The following is a 14,711-nucleotide window of genomic DNA, read 5'->3' as shown; positions in this document are numbered from 1 at the left end:
CCATGTTGCCGTGTTCAACCTTGTCGAGACGCCGAGCGGGCGGGTTGGCAGCATCAACCTCGCTCTGCTTGAGGGGCGGATTCATGAATGGGGCGCGCTCTATCAAGCCTATCTCGCTAATCATCTGCGCGCCCACGGTGTGGAGGTGGAACTCGATGCCCGGACCGAGATGGCCAAACTCTCCGCCGTGCCCGATAGTGTGGTTGCGCAATTCAGCAAGCGAACCATCGGCGGCACCGCAGCCGCACGGGCTTTTGCGCGATCCCTCGGCCTTGATTGGGAAGCCCTTACCCCCGCCCGGAAAATCGCCTTACTGAAAGCCGGGGTGCAGAACCCGCGCGAGGCCAAGAGCGATGATGTCAGCGATCTCGCTGCCTGGCGAGCGACGGCGACGCGGCTGGGTTATGAGCACCGGAGCGTGCTGCGCCCGGATGATATTGTGCCTCTTCCCAGCCGTGAGCAGCGGCTGGAGACCGCCTTCCAGGCCGCGCTCCCGCTTCTGGGCAAGCAATTCGACCGGCGGGCGGTGATTGATGGCGCGGATGCAAGGATTGCCGCCGCCAAGGGGCTGATTGCCGCTGGTATTGCGGAGGCCGGTGACGTGGACGCCATCACCCGCGCCTTCCGTGAACGTGGTGTTCAGCGCCGCGGTGAGGACGCCGCATTGATCTGGGGGCATGTGCCGGGGCGCCAGGGCAGGGACCGGGTGGCGGTGACCACGACGCTCGAAGTTCGTGAGGAGGAGACGCTCATCGAGACAGCGCGGGCTGGGGCGCGCGACCATAGCGCCGCGCTCTCGCGCAAAGCCATCGCGGCGGCGGTGGCCTCATTCCCGGAGATCGATTTTACCAGCGCGCATGGCAGGGCGCAGCGGCAGATCATCGACCAACTTGGTACTTGCGGGCGGGTGGGGCTCGCCATCGGTGTGGCGGGCTCCGGGAAGAGCACATTGCTGAAGCCATTGGTTCGGGCCTGGCAGGCGGATGGCAGGGCCGTCCACGGCATCGCCCTGGCGTGGCGGCAATCCGATGATCTGGCGGAGGCGGGGATAGCGGTGGAGAATACGCGCGCTGTGACGGCGTTCTTGCGCGATTTGGAGCGGGGAAAGCTGGTCCTTGGCCGCAAATCTGTCGTGGTCGTTGATGAAGTGGGGCTGCTCGGCACACGCCAGTTGAATGCCATCATGGCAGCGCAGGCCGAGACGGGCTTCCAACTGGTCATGATTGGTGACCCCAAGCAGATGCAGGCGGTGGAGGCCGGGCCGGTGATCGAGCTGCTGCGCCGGGCCCTGGGCGCCGACAAGGTGCCGGAATTAGGCTCCTCGATCAGGCAGAAAGCGGAGGAAGAGCGCGAGACCGTGCTGATGTTCCGCAATGGCCAGACAGAGGAGGCGGTACATCGGAAGGATGCAAACGGCACGTTGCAGATCGTGCCGGGCGGGTATGAGGAGGCGGTGGCGCAAACGGCATCGCTATGGCGGCAGCGGTTTGAGGCGAACCAAGATCGGCCGGACTTCAGTATTTCGGTGAGCGCGCCGAGTAACGCGGAAGCGCATGACATCAGCTTGGCCATTCGCCAGCAGCGCCGGACCATGGGGCAAATTGGGACGAATCAGGTCACAGTCACAGCCACCGATGGGGCGGGAGAGCGGGAGTACGAACTGGCGCTTGCCGTAGGGGATCGGGTGCGCCTGTTCCGGCGAACAAACGCCAAATTCACGGAGGCCGGCACGGTCGGGAATATCGGTCGCAACGGGTCCGTGCTGGAAATTACGGCTATCGATGCCCTCGGGCTGACTTTGAGGAACGGTGAGGGCAGGGAAGGGGCGGTCGCCTGGGATACATTGCGCGATGAGGCCAGCGGCAGAGTTCAGCTGGCCTATGGTGATGCGCTGACTACCAATACCGCGCAGGGCACCACCGTGACGGAGCATATTCATGCGATGCCGTGCGGCACGAAACTGGTCACGGCGTTTGGAGCCTATACATCAGGTAGCCGACATCGGGAGCAGAGTTTTATCGTGACATCGGAGGGGGCGGAGCGGGCTGAGGTGATTGCGCGGCGGCCGCTGGGCGACCGGCGAGAGATTGGGCGCGGTGATCTGTTGAACAACGTCATCCGCAATTTTGCGCAAGCGCCCGAGACGGAGGCGGCGCTGGCATTGATCGACCGTGCCGTCGGCCTGCGGCGTGGGGCTGTTCAGGCGATGCAGAGGGTTCACCGGGCCGCGGAAGTGCGTGGGGACGTCCGGGATCAGCCGTCAATGCTGGTTGAGCGGTTGATGAGCCGCCGGGTTGCACAGGCGTTCGCCGAGATTCTGCCCGCTTTGGCGGCGCAATTGCGCCGTCATGGTGGGACATTGGCGCGTGTTGCCCGTATCGGCGCGGATGTGGCGGAACTTTTGGCCAGGGTGGCCCGTCGCCCGTTGGTCAATCGCCACGCCGAGGCGGAATTCTGGCATCTGGTCGGTGAACGAGGTCAAGATTCGCGGGATCATATGGAGCGGCAGAAGCATACGATGCGGCATAACCGTAGCTAATTGGTGAGGCTTGTTGATCGTGCCACCTTTGCATTGCTGCCTGCGGATCCCTGTCTTTACGAGGAAGCGAACATAGCGCTATTCGATTCGAACAAAATATCGTTCCCCAGGTTATCGACTAAAGGATCCACTAATCTGCCAGTACGGAATGTTTCAAACATAATCACTTCGGCTTCCATCGCGATAGTTCGCGCGACATCGTGCATACTTCTCAGCAGTCAATAAACGCAAAAACGAAACAATTTATTGCAGAGTAAAGCTATAAGGACACTGCGTATCTGAAACTTTCTGCCCGAGTGGCGTGTCGTGTCCCGCAGGGTCATTAGTGATGGCGTAGGTAGGTAAGTAAGTCCCGCGCGATTGGTGCGGCAGAGGATACCATGTTCAATGATGGTTGCGGTGGCGTAGCTTGGTGAATTATACGGCGCAAAACCGACCAGGCGGCGATCGTCGATGCCCAGAACTGGCCGATCTGCCGCCATCGCTCCCGGCTGCAGCACGCCGCTAATCCGCCGGGTGATGTGCGGGCCAACCGCCAGCCTGGTGGCCACACGGGCGACCATCGTCCAAGCGCGATCGGCGTTACCTGCGTATACCCGCGGGAATAACGCCGAAGCGGTCGGTAATTAGCCCGCGTTCAGGCGCTGTCGATCATTCGCTGATGCTGTTTGCCTGCGCGAGCATGAAATATTTACCAAGCTCCAACACCTGTAATTTGTAGAGTCTGGCGGCGAGCGAGCGAAAATGCCGAATTGCGCTGCGCTCAGCATGAGGGTGCAGCAAGAAAATGCAGCGCGGCGTTTGTGTTCACGTTTCATCGTGGTTCCCTCAACTGGTCAGGGTTACGAGAGATGTGAATTGCAATAATTTAGAATCAGCCCTCACATATTCCCAGCCATCGCCATATCCATTCCAGGCGAAAGTTGCAGTAATATACCGGCAAGAATAACCACCGTAAGGCCGGCAAGCATCTCGGCAAAAATAATCCTGCGGAGATGTGACTTGGCCAGGGAGGCCTGGTCGCCAATCAATGCGGGGGTAAATATATTACGATTACAGGCGGCAAAAACGATGAGGACTAGGAACATGAAAGTCTTAGCCATTGCGACGCGTCCGTATGCTGTGCCGACAAGTCCAGAAATCCCGCCAGCGAGAAACCACGCTTGAAGCGTGGCCGTGGCGATCAGAGTTATGACGCATATCGTGCCCAAAACAGAATAACGCTTTGCAATTTTGTGGGCAACTTCCGGCGATGCCGCGCTGATCGCGATATATAGGGGTAACAGGCTACCGAGCCAGAGCCCGGCAGCCAGCAAATGCAGCACCAGTGCCGCCAGAAGCACATTCCCCTCAATCCCAGCCATTGCCGCACCATGGCCGAGACCGGCTTGCAATGCTATCGCAAAAGCAGTTAGGCTAATTGCGGCGCAAATACGAATCCGCATCCCCGTTGTGCTAAAAATACTTACGGCAAGGATCAATAGGGCTAACCGAATAACCAGTAGGTGGCCAAAATTTGTATCCCAGATAACCGGCGCGAGTGATGCAAGGACATCGTACCATCTATCCGAATCAATGATGTAAATTGCTTCCAGAATCAGCCATATGGCCCCTGCAGTGAGCGCGATGAACAGACTGACGCGAAGCAGTCTGGTCATCGATCTGGCGAGTTGCTCTCTCACGTCTGAAGCTATTCGTTCAAGAGCTATCGGAAAGAAGATCAAACGCGCGGACACTGCCCCTAGTATCGAAAGAGAGGCAGCGACATGTACTCCCCGTGCCACGCCACGGAGAATTAACAATGGCACCAGTATCATTGCACTTCAGAAAATTGATAGCTTCCCTGTGTCCGATGACCATCTTCCGACAAGGCATGCCAGACGACGGTATAGACGCCGGGCACGAGCGGACTGTTAATTCCGATGCTCAAAAGCGTGCGATTTTTTGAGTCGAGGGCGCCGACTCCATTGTCCACACGCTGCCCGTTGGGGGCTGTCACGATTATGCCACTGAAATGAGCGTTGATACCTTCTGTGAAGGTAATCGAGACGACTTTCGGTGATGTTTTAAGCACCGCGTTTGCGCGTGGATTTTCATGCAGCGGATAAGCGTGAGCGAATGCTACTCCGGCATTGATGGTCAAGATGGTGAACGCCAAAGCAATGACTGCTAGCGTACGCATATCGGGAAACTCCCTTATATCAGATTGTTGAGGTATTGAGAGCGATTAAACGCCCCGCGGCGTCGAAGGGTTAAATAGATCGTCTTGCAAAATTTCTGGTCCCGTACTCCCGGCTTCGTTTTGAAAAGGGGAAAGCGTAGGACGTACAGCAGATTTTTGGCCCATACTCATCATGCAGAATCCAAGGCCACACATGACCACACAGGGCACGATGGAAAGAATAATCGGCGCAACACCAATGGCGACCAGCCACCCCCAGCCGCCGCCAAATGCCAATGCCGCGCCGCCAATAGCGATTAATCCGATAATGATGCCGGTACGTCGCATCAGGCGCGAACGCCAAATACGTTGGTCTATTTGGCGTGATGTTGAACACGAATTTGATGAAGAAGAGCATTGCATTGTTAAGTTCTCCGTTCAGGTTAAAGTCACGCCGCCGCCATGGTTCGTTTGAAAAAGGAAAGTGATGATGGACTGTCCCAGTCGGCAGCGCCCGCAAGCTGGCCTATCTGCCGCCCGTCCGGGGTGATCAGAAATGTGGTCGGGATGCCTTCGAGGTTGAGCACCTGCATAATGTCTCCCGTGGTATCCAGATAGATCCCGAGATGTTTTATCCCGATCTCGTTATAAAACTGCCGCACCGAGACGACGCCACCGGTATCGATTGATAGTGGTACGACCTGGAAATGCGGCCCCCCAAGCTTGCTTTGTAGGCGGTCAAGCGTCGGCATTTCCTCACGGCAGGGCGCGCACCACGTTGCCCAGATGTTCAGGAGAATGAATTTTCCCCGGAAGGTCTTGAGGCCGATGGATGAGCCTCTTTCCACCGCGAAATCTAGCTCCGGAAACGGCATCGGCGCTGTTTCGTTCAGTTGAGGCGGCAGTAAGTTATCAGCTCGCGCGGTCGAAGTTGCTGCCATAACAAACGAAGGTGCTAATGCTGACGCGCATAGAAAATTCCGGCGGTTTAAGACTTTATACGTGATCATTGGTTCACTTGCGCCTTCAGTGCCGCTGTCAGCTGAGCGACCGTGATGGAAAATGGATACAGATTAAGAAATTTTCCATCTGGTCCCATGAGATACAGATATGTCGAGTGACTGATCAGGCTGGCGCCCGATGCTTCGAGATCCCCCGTGTTGAAGGATACGTCATATTCATGGGCAACGCTGGCAATCTGCGTAGAGCTTCCGGTAAGTCCGATCATCTCCGGCCAAAATTTCTGGAGATAGATATCAAGAACATTAGATGTATCTCGTGCCGGATCAATCGTGATAAAAATCGGAGCAATGTGTTGGGCAAGCGGCCCCAAATTCTTCATTACCAGGGCTATCTTTTCCAACGTCAATGGGCAGTCGTCTGGGCAATGACTGAAGCCGAAGAATACCAACATATATTTGCCCTGATATGTAGCATTAGTGACCGGTTGGCCAAGCTGATTCGTAAGCTGGAAAGCTCCACCGATCGGCGCGCCGGGCGGGATTGCCGAATCGGTGGCTTTTGCTATCTGGTCGTCCGATGACAGGCCAAATACCTTTGCCAGAACATCAGACGGGTTGACGCCAAGCAAAGCCGGGTCAACTGCCCCGATCGTTAAGGACGCCGCAATGCCACCAACGATGCCAATCGCCGCAAGACGAAGTCGACTGGGCCATCTGGAGGTCTGTTTGGTTTGCAAATTCGGTAGTGAAGACGGATTGGGATTCATTGCGGGTGAGCCTGCCCTTCGTAGAGAAAATTATGTGTGCGTGGTCCAGGCATGCGAGCGTGGCGCATGGTATCAATTTGAAATCCGGCCTCGGTGATGAGCGCATCGATCTGACGATTGAGATGGCATCCCCCGGCGATCAGTCCCCAGAGCGGGTCTATGCGATCCTGCCAGCGTGCCACGCCTTTTTCAGGAGCGCGGCCATGTTCAACGAACAGCAATTTGCCGCCTGGCCGCAGTACGCGTCTCGCTTCTTGTAAAGCGGCATTTGCGTCGGGGATTGTGCAAAGAGCCCAGGTCGTGACAACCGTGTCCACCGAATTTGATTCGAGCGGTAAAGATTCAGCGGAGGCATGTAACAGTTCAATGGGCACTGTCGCCCGCTTGGCTTGTTGCTCTGCCATTGCCAAAAGCTCACTCGACGGCTCGACACCGGTAACAGAGTGAACGCCATATTTGTAGAGCGGCAGGTTGAGGCCGGAGCCAATGCCGATTTCCAGAACGTTGCCCACCGCTTGGCTAATGACGCGCTCGCGGAATGGCTGTAGCGGCTTTTGCCGCATGACGAAGTTGAGCAATGGAGGCAAGATGTGATGCTGGTAGAAACTCATTTTGTGACCTCCGCTTGATTTTGCTTGCTGGGTGGCGCCGCAGCGCGCTGGAATTCCTGCATCACGAGCCCTGAAGTCAGCAGGCTCGGCAATACAATGCCTGAGGGCGCGCCGGGCCCATAAATGACATCCAACGGTACGCCATAACGATGGAAACTCTCCAGATAGGCCGTAATAATAACACTCGGACGAGTCCAATCCGCGCGCATCGTGACAACATTAGATGCTCGTAATTGCGTGGCAACCGGATCACGATCAAGAACGGCCAATGCATTGACCTTGCAAACCAGACACCAGGCGGCAGTGACATCTACAAAAACCAATTTATGCTGCCCGATAAGCCCGGCGATTCGCGCTGGATCAAAGGGTTGCCATATTGTGGATGGGGCGGTGTCCGCCTGCCCCAGTTTCACGATTGCCTGTTGCATCAGGCTTGGCATGATCGTGGCGGTGATCGCCAGCCCGATGGTGAACGCTGCCATCATCCGACGGAATATAACTCTGCTGACATTGCAACGATGGCGGATAAGTAGCAGAAGCAATATTGCCGATAAGAGGCCGCCGGCAATAAGTGCGGCGTGTGGTGAGACCACTGCCGTAATGATAGAAATGAGCCAAATCGAAGTGGCAAGAAGCGCGAAGCCGAGAATGATCCGGACGTTGATCATCCACGCTCCCGGCTTTGGCATAAAACGCAACAACCAAGGAACCGCCGCCACCGCTAGATAGGGGAATGCCATGCCGATCCCAAGTGCCAGAAATATTCCGAATATCGTCAACGGGTCACGCGCCAACGCAAAGCCGACGGCAGTTCCAACAAAAGGTGCCGTGCATGATGTTGCGAGAATGGTCGCCAATGCGCCTGTTATGAATGCTGTTACCCTCGGGTGGTGACTTTTGCTGGTATTTACGGCTTGTCCGGCAAACCCCGGCATTGTAATCGGCAGCCACTCCCACAGGCTGGCGGCGAATAATGTCGTCAGCACAGCCATTAAGCCCAGAAACCAGGGCTGCTGGAATTGAATGCCCCAGCCGATCGCGGCCCCTGCCGCTTTCAGGAAAACCAAAACGAAGGCGATGACGATGAAGGACGATATGACGCCGGCGGCGGTTGCCAGAAAGTTGAGTCGAAATTGTGTTCGCTCGTTGCCTCTGGCCTGCGCCAGGCTAAATAATTTCAATGATAAAACAGGTAATACGCAGGGCATGACATTCAAAATTGAGCCGCCTAGTAACGCGATCAGCAAGATTAACGCATCGTTTGACTCAGTGCTCATGCGAGGCAACGGACCGATGGTGGGTGTTGCCGTAAAACTCGCGGCTTGCGCTCCATTTTCAAAGGTAAACTGCAACGGTGTACTGGCCATTGCAGTCGGCGTTTGACGCGTCAACAATATGCTTAGAACGGCACGATGATTTTGTGGATCGAACTGGATATGTGGCGCGGCTGGTGTTGCCGCCGGTATGCCTTCAACAAAGAGATCCGGTTTAGATAAAACTGTCCTGCCCGTATCGAGCACCACCGACAGAATTAACCCAGCAACGCTGCTTGGTTCTTTCGATATGATGACGGAGGATAGAGATATACCCGCGTTAAAGAGGCTCCCTGGTATCGTGGTCCATGCCTGAGAAATGAGCGGCGCTTCGGGACCAGGCAGCGCAATGCCAGTAGGAAGCTGAAGGGTGAACAAGGCGGTATATGGAACGCAAATATCCTTGCAAGCTGCATAATGAACCAGCGTATGGAGAACCAGCGGCTGGTCGGGCTGATCAAGCGCCACCGCAATCGGGAGCACAACGCCATTTTCATAACCTTGGGTAATTAAACCATCGAGTAGAAAGCGCTTTGGCGCTGGCCAATATAGTTGTGCCGATTGCACGTTCTGCGATCCGCTCCAATCGATGGATGGCGGAATACCGGCGTCACCAGGGCTGTGCCAATAGGCGTGCCAGCCCGGTGCCAGTTGGATTTGCAAGGCCACGTCAATCTGTCCAGCGGAGCCGGTTGCCTGCACGGCGGTAATCAGACGCGCCGATGCATTGGCATCGCCAACCCATGACGTGGCCGCTGCATGCGCTGGAAGCGCAGACGTAATCAAACCGCCCAGAAAAACGAGCAAGACGAATGCAACCAGACGAGATATTTTTGCTCGCAAGAACATTGTTTCGATACCCAACAGCGATTGAAAGCCGAATGCTATTTCTGCACCGATCCGGCGGATGGCGCCGTACCATGCGTCAGCAGGTTGGTTTGTGCGTTGATCTCATTGGTCATGGCGTTCATCGTGTTGATCTGCGCGGTCACCCCTCATGCCGCGGTTGCCCTGCGTCATATCATTTGTTGCCGCAGGGGGGCGTCGCGGCCTGTGCGACCAATGCGCCAGCCACGGCGGCAAACAAAATTCCAGTGATGATCGTCGTCTTTATGGTCTCAGACATTTTAGAATTCCTCGATAATGTTGAAAAATAATGTCTTAGAATTCGCCTGGCTGAATGGTCGCAAATATGACCGGCATTGCAGGGCCAACCTCGTAAACATTGATTGGTCCGGAACTCATCCCCGCCATGCTCGGCATGCCCGGTAAGCCGGCAGGCATGCCCGCAATAGCTATGCCCTTAATGGGCGGATGCTCGGTGAGCAGCTTTTGAACAATCGAGGCCGGGATATGCCCCTCGATTACATATCCATCGATTTTAGTAAGGTGGCAACCAACCAACGATGTTGGTACCCCGGCCTCTTGCGTCAGGGCATCAAGATTTGGTGACGGCACGACCTTCACAGTAAAACCATTTTTATCGAGATATTTCGCGTAAGTTTCGCAGCAATCGCAGGCAGGGTTTTTATATAGTGTTGCCTGAATGGGAGCGGCAATCGCCGATACTGGCGTCAGCACGGTGAGGGCGCATAGGGCTTTTCTCAATATTCCGGTTAGCATTTTTTTCTCCTTTTTGATGGCGAGGTCAGGCAACGCGAATCACCGTCATCAGGCCAAAATCCGAATGTTCGATGACATGGCAATGAAACATCCAGTTGCCTGGATTGTCGGCCACAAAGGCGATATCCACGGTATCCTTGGGTCGTAGAATCACGGTGTCACGGATATGCGGATACTTCGCGACAACGCCATTTCGCGATAAGACATGGAAGCTGTAGCCGTGCAGGTGCATAGGATGCCACCAATCCGTTGTGTTTGTTAGTGTAATCAGTGCAGTACGTCCCAGTGGCAGGGTAAAGATCGGCGTCATGCCTTCGTTCAGCCCGTTCGAGCCCTTGATCCCCCAGATGGCAACTGGGGTGTTGCTATCCCCCATCATGCCCATTCCTCCCATCATTCCCCCCATGCCCATGCCACTCATGCCGCCACCAACGATGGTTAAGTGGTGGCGTACTGGATTTTTGAGGTCGGGAGCTGGAACCGGATTTGGTGGCAGAGTGATCGGCTTCGACGAGGTGATTAATTTTGGCGCTACGGAATAAGCCAAATCGGTGAGTTTATAGCTGCCGTCGTATCCGTAGAATTCATCCGTGACTGCGTAAGTGCTGCCGGGATTCCCCGTTGCTTCCAGCAACAGATCAACACGCTGCGCCGGTGCGATAACGGTAAGCCCGCCATCAGGTTCAAAGGGCCGTGTAACCGGCTGGCCGTCGAGAGCCATCACCACGACCTTGTGCCCGGCAAAGCGCAGCGCCATGAATCGAGCCAGACAAGCATTGATCAGCCGCAGCCTTATCCGCTCGCCTGCGCGCAGCGGTACCGGCGTGGGCAGCGTACCGTTGATGGTTACGGTTGTGCCGATCCTCCCGGCCATCATGCCTTGCATGACGTCGTCGAAGCCATCAACGATCTCGTTGTCCGGCAGCAACTCCCAGTCCTGCAAAACCCACAGTACGTCCCGGTCAAAACCGGCCGGCTCCGGCTCCTCAACGATCAATGCTCCAGCCATGCCGCGTCCCATTTGCCGGGCGGTGTGGTCGTGTGGATGATACCAGAACGTACCAGCATCTGGCGGTGAATAAGCGTATTGGAAGCTGGCTCCCGGCGCGATTGATTTCTGGGTCAGGTCCGGTACGCCATCCATGGCATTTGGCAATCTGATGCCATGCCAGTGAACCGTGGTGTCTTCGTCGAGTCCGTTTTGGACATCGGCCCGGAACAAAACGTCTTGGTGCAAACGCAGGACCGGGCCACTCACTATGCCATTATAGGCAAGCACGGGCGTTTCCGGTTGACCGGTCCCCATGATGGGCGCCAAGGCCGGTGCCGGTTTCAGGTTAACAGTACTGTTGTTATTTTCCACGGCACTCGCGCGCTGCGCTTGCAATAAGCGCGTGGTTGCAATGGCGCCCCCGGCCATTAACAAACGCCGCCGGCTCAAGGCCGTCGACCCTATGATTGACATGAAATCATACCCCAAAAAGGGCTGAATCTCCGCACGCATGCGGAAATTGTACAGCCAGACTGACGCTGTCGCGTCCGGACAAGTTCCCGATGCCGCCAGCCCGGTCAGGAGCGGCGGCTAGATTTTAGGGAAGCTGTCTAGGAGGGTATGGGTCGGGAATGCGCAATATACCGGTGGGCGCAGCCTGAGATGCAAGCTCGTGGCGGATCGGATAGAACGAGACCGCCGAGACAACAAATTGCGCCGGCAAAACCCAGCCAGGCGATATACATACCGCAGCAGCACAGCCGCTTGCTTTTATTTTTGTAGGCGAGCCGGATGGGTGGTCTGCACAATGAAGCCGATTGCAGCCCATGGACATCATCACATTTGTTTGCATCGGCCCTGATTGCATGGGCATAGCGCGGGCAAAGGATGGCGTCATCACTGAGATCACAATGACCAGTGCCAAAATTGAGCGCCAGAATGCGGTTAATCCACCCATCAGAACCGTCCATACGCCGATCTGCCACTCGCCTCAAGTAGCAGGATGGGGGGCACAAAGCATGGTTGCAATGATCCGCTGCCCCGGGTTCGTCAGGCATCCTAGCCAACGTGAATTTCTACCCGATGCACCGCCTGGAAATCGCTCGAGGTGAGCAGATGGAGTGGTTTTCAGGCCAGAGTCTTGATCAGGATCAAGGCACCCGCTCTCGAGGAGAAGTAGAAAGACTGTGACATTTGGGGAATATTCAATGCCCGGTTGCTTGCCCGGCCGCGGGGCACTATCGGCGGCAAGCTTCGCCACTACGCTTTTCGTAACCGCCGCCGGTCCGATAGTGCCGCTGAGCAAGCGGTGAGCACGATGGCCACTTTGCCTCTGCAGCCGTCCGTACCGCTTCTGGAAAACCCTCCCCGGCCTGACGAGGCTGCGAAGCAGCGGCGCTTGCTGCACCGGCCCCGCTCGTGGCGGGGCGCCACGATATGGTTCGCCGCCATCCTTGCCTTGGCTGCCGGAGCAGGATGGCTCTTGCGCAGCTATACGCAAGCGGTCACGGTCGAGGTTGCGCCCGCACAGACGAACGTCGCGGAGCAGGTGTTCGGCCTCGGCACCATTGGGGCCGACGTGCAATCGGCCGTTGGGTTCAAAGTTGCCGGGGTTATCAATGAGATCAACGCTAATGAGGGCGACCACGTAAAGGCGGGCCAAGTGCTCGCGCGGCTCGATGCGCGGGACATCGCGGCGCAGGTGGCGATAGCCGAAGTGGGTGTGCAGCAGGCGCGGGCGGCGATCGACAAGGGCGATGCGGACATGGCCAACGCCGCCGCAAGCCTCGCCAACGCCAAGGCGATCGCCGCGCGTCGGCAGACCCTGGTGAAAGAAGGCTTTGCGTCGGTGGAAGAGACCCAGACCCTTGTCACGGCCCAGCGCGTGGCGGAAGCCAATCTCAACGTTGCCCGGGTCGAAGTGGAGACGGCTCGTTCCGGATTGGCCGGCGCCTTGGCTCAGGAGGCATTCGAGCAAGCCACGCTCGACAATTATACATTGCGCGCGCCCTACGACTCCTGGGTGCTGGCGCGCAACCTAAATCTCGGCGCCATGCCGGTGCCGGGCCAGACGGTGTTCACGCTGGTGGATCCGCGCACGATCTGGGTGGTCGGGTACGTCGATGAACGGCTGGCCGGACGCCTTCGTGTCGGACAGAAGGCGGAGATCACGCTGCGCTCCGAGCAGGGACGGCGCTATCCGGGCCACGTCGCGCGGATCGAGATTCAAAGCGACCCGGTGAACGAGGAGCGGTTGGTCGACGTCGCGTTCGACTCATTACCGCCAAACATCCATCTGGCTGAGCAGGCCGAGGTGTATATCACGACCGGCGTACTCGCTCAGGCCGTGAAGGTGCCGCAGAGCGCGGTGGCAGGACTGGCGAACGATCAAGGCACGGTCTGGACCGTCGAGGACGGGCGGCTCCATCAGCGCAAGGTTTCCTTCGGGTCTGAGTTTCTCGACGGGACCCTCCCGGTGGTGGGAGGTCTGCCCGAGGGTGCGAAGGTCGTGACTGTGCCGACGAATGGGCTTCGGGCCGGGCGCGCGGTGGTTGTGGCATCGGGCCCATCGCCATGAACCTTGCGCTGCGTGACGTACGGCGGAATAAACTCCGCTTCGCCTTGACGACGCTCGGCATTGGCATGCTGATCGGCGTGGTGATTGCGATGGCCGGCATCTACGAAGGTGCATTGACTGATGCCCTCGCCTTACCGCGAGCCCTCGATGCGGATCTCTGGGTGGTGCAGCCACGTACCTTCGGCCCGTTCGCGGAGCCCTCTCGTATTCCGCGCGATACGCGCGAGCTGATCCGCCGCATGCCCGGCGTGGCTGCTGCCGGCGCCGTCACCTTCCAAACGGTGCAGACCGCCGTCGCCGGCAGGCCGGAGCGACTATTCCTGGAAGGCTATGAGATTGGGCGGCCTAGCGGACCACCAAATCTCATTGCCGGCCATGGGCTGACCGAGAGCCACTATCAAATCGTCGCCGACGCGTCTTCCGGCCTGAAGCTCGGCGAGAGAATACCTCTCGGACCGTATAACGACCCCTACGAAGTTGTCGGTCTTACGCACAGCATGGTGAGTTCGAGCGGCGACCCGATGGCCTGGGTGACATTGCTGGACGCGCAGGCGCTGCAATTCGCGGTCCCGCCGGCGCTTGAGCGGCGCGAGCAGGCCTCGGGGCGCAATCCGCCCACGACCACTGATATCAATGCCATCCTGGTCCGGCTTGAACCCGGCGCCTCGGCGCCGGTGGTCGCAAACGATATAGCGCGATGGAAGCATCTCGGGGCCGTCTCGGAGGCTGAGGAAGAGGGTTATCTCACTCAATTCGTCATCCGGAAGATGCAGGCGCAGCTCGGCATGTTCATGGGGATCCTGGTCGCCGTCTCGGCGGTGATTATCACCCTCATCATCTACACGCTGACGATGGACAAGCTGCGTTCGATCGCCACGCTGAAATTCATCGGCGCGCCGGATCGCGTCATCATCGCGATGATCGTCCAGCAAGCCTTGGCACTCGGGCTAAGCGGTTTCGCGATCGGGTTCGCGCTGATCGAAGAAGCGAAAGGCGCCTTCCCGCGCCGGGTACAGATAGAGCCACGCGATCTTCTGATCATCCTTGCTATCATTATCGTGGTCTGCCTCGCCGGCTCGGTGCTCGGGGTGCGCGCGGCCGTCAAGGTCAACCCGGCTGAGGCCCTGGCCGGTGGATAGTCCCGCACCGCCGGACCGTGTGCCGCG

At 57.6% G+C, this 14,711-nt stretch carries 13 protein-coding genes; 5 read left to right on the top strand and 8 right to left on the bottom strand.

Annotated elements, in window-relative coordinates:
• On the top strand, positions 1-2,539 hold a 2,539-nt coding region (locus B7Z76_RS13365; protein ID WP_291344511.1), incomplete at its 5' end, for an AAA family ATPase.
• A gap of 881 nt (positions 2,540-3,420) precedes the next feature.
• Here B7Z76_RS13365 and B7Z76_RS13360 read toward each other — a convergent pair.
• Together B7Z76_RS13360 and B7Z76_RS13355 are read right to left on the bottom strand one after the other, a co-directional pair.
• Positions 3,421-4,197, bottom strand: coding sequence for a copper resistance D family protein (locus tag B7Z76_RS13360; RefSeq protein ID WP_291344510.1), 777 nt, complete (start codon positions 4,195-4,197; stop codon positions 3,421-3,423).
• A gap of 155 nt (positions 4,198-4,352) precedes the next feature.
• Positions 4,353-4,721, bottom strand: a complete 369-nt coding sequence (locus tag B7Z76_RS13355; protein ID WP_291344509.1) for a copper resistance protein CopC — start codon at positions 4,719-4,721, stop codon at positions 4,353-4,355.
• 193 nt (positions 4,722-4,914) lie between these two features.
• Here B7Z76_RS13355 and B7Z76_RS13350 point away from each other — a divergent pair, with 193 nt between their 5' ends.
• Positions 4,915-5,175: a hypothetical protein gene (locus B7Z76_RS13350; RefSeq protein ID WP_291344508.1), complete on the top strand. Its 261-nt coding sequence runs from the start codon at positions 4,915-4,917 to the stop codon at positions 5,173-5,175.
• Here B7Z76_RS13350 and B7Z76_RS13345 read toward each other — a convergent pair.
• Genes B7Z76_RS13345 through B7Z76_RS13330 form a run of 4 tightly spaced genes read right to left on the bottom strand, consistent with a single transcriptional unit; the run spans position 5,150 to position 9,217 of the window.
• On the bottom strand, positions 5,150-5,710 hold the full coding sequence (locus B7Z76_RS13345; RefSeq protein ID WP_291344507.1) for a TlpA disulfide reductase family protein: 561 nt from the start codon (positions 5,708-5,710) through the stop codon (positions 5,150-5,152). The two genes, B7Z76_RS13350 and B7Z76_RS13345, sit on opposite strands and share 26 nt — an antisense overlap.
• A complete protein-coding gene (locus B7Z76_RS13340) occupies positions 5,707-6,429 on the bottom strand; it encodes an SCO family protein (RefSeq protein ID WP_291344506.1) in 723 nt (240 codons plus the stop codon). The genes B7Z76_RS13345 and B7Z76_RS13340 overlap by 4 nt, the downstream gene beginning before the upstream one ends.
• On the bottom strand, positions 6,426-7,040 hold the full coding sequence (locus B7Z76_RS13335; protein ID WP_291344504.1) for a class I SAM-dependent methyltransferase: 615 nt from the start codon (positions 7,038-7,040) through the stop codon (positions 6,426-6,428). Before B7Z76_RS13335 ends, B7Z76_RS13340 begins: the two co-directional genes overlap by 4 nt.
• The gene (locus B7Z76_RS13330) at positions 7,037-9,217 is read right to left on the bottom strand and encodes a protein-disulfide reductase DsbD (RefSeq protein WP_291344502.1); all 2,181 of its coding nucleotides are present in this window, start codon (positions 9,215-9,217) and stop codon (positions 7,037-7,039) included. The genes B7Z76_RS13335 and B7Z76_RS13330 overlap by 4 nt, the downstream gene beginning before the upstream one ends.
• 56 nt (positions 9,218-9,273) lie before the next feature.
• Here B7Z76_RS13330 and B7Z76_RS13325 point away from each other — a divergent pair, with 56 nt between their 5' ends.
• A complete protein-coding gene (locus B7Z76_RS13325; RefSeq protein WP_291344500.1) occupies positions 9,274-9,510 on the top strand; it encodes a hypothetical protein in 237 nt (78 codons plus the stop codon).
• Between the two features lie 4 nt (positions 9,511-9,514).
• On the opposite strand, the gene B7Z76_RS13320 is transcribed toward B7Z76_RS13325, so the two are convergent.
• Positions 9,515-10,009 (bottom strand): DUF411 domain-containing protein, encoded by a 495-nt coding sequence (locus B7Z76_RS13320; RefSeq protein ID WP_291344498.1) that lies wholly within the window; start codon positions 10,007-10,009, stop codon positions 9,515-9,517.
• On the bottom strand, positions 10,002-11,396 hold the full coding sequence (locus B7Z76_RS13315) for a multicopper oxidase family protein (RefSeq protein WP_291344496.1): 1,395 nt from the start codon (positions 11,394-11,396) through the stop codon (positions 10,002-10,004). The genes B7Z76_RS13320 and B7Z76_RS13315 overlap by 8 nt, the downstream gene beginning before the upstream one ends.
• Before the next feature lie 889 nt (positions 11,397-12,285).
• Here B7Z76_RS13315 and B7Z76_RS13310 point away from each other — a divergent pair.
• Together B7Z76_RS13310 and B7Z76_RS13305 are read left to right on the top strand one after the other, a co-directional pair.
• A complete protein-coding gene (locus B7Z76_RS13310; RefSeq protein ID WP_291344517.1) occupies positions 12,286-13,545 on the top strand; it encodes an efflux RND transporter periplasmic adaptor subunit in 1,260 nt (419 codons plus the stop codon).
• Complete coding sequence (locus tag B7Z76_RS13305) at positions 13,542-14,684, top strand: ABC transporter permease (protein ID WP_291344494.1); 1,143 nt, start codon at positions 13,542-13,544, stop codon at positions 14,682-14,684. Before B7Z76_RS13310 ends, B7Z76_RS13305 begins: the two co-directional genes overlap by 4 nt.
• Positions 14,685-14,711 lie beyond the last annotated feature (27 nt).

The organism is Acidiphilium sp. 20-67-58, from assembly GCF_002255515.1.
In the GTDB taxonomy this organism is placed as follows: Bacteria; Pseudomonadota; Alphaproteobacteria; order Acetobacterales; family Acetobacteraceae; genus Acidiphilium.
This window is presented reverse-complemented; position numbering and strand designations above follow the sequence as displayed.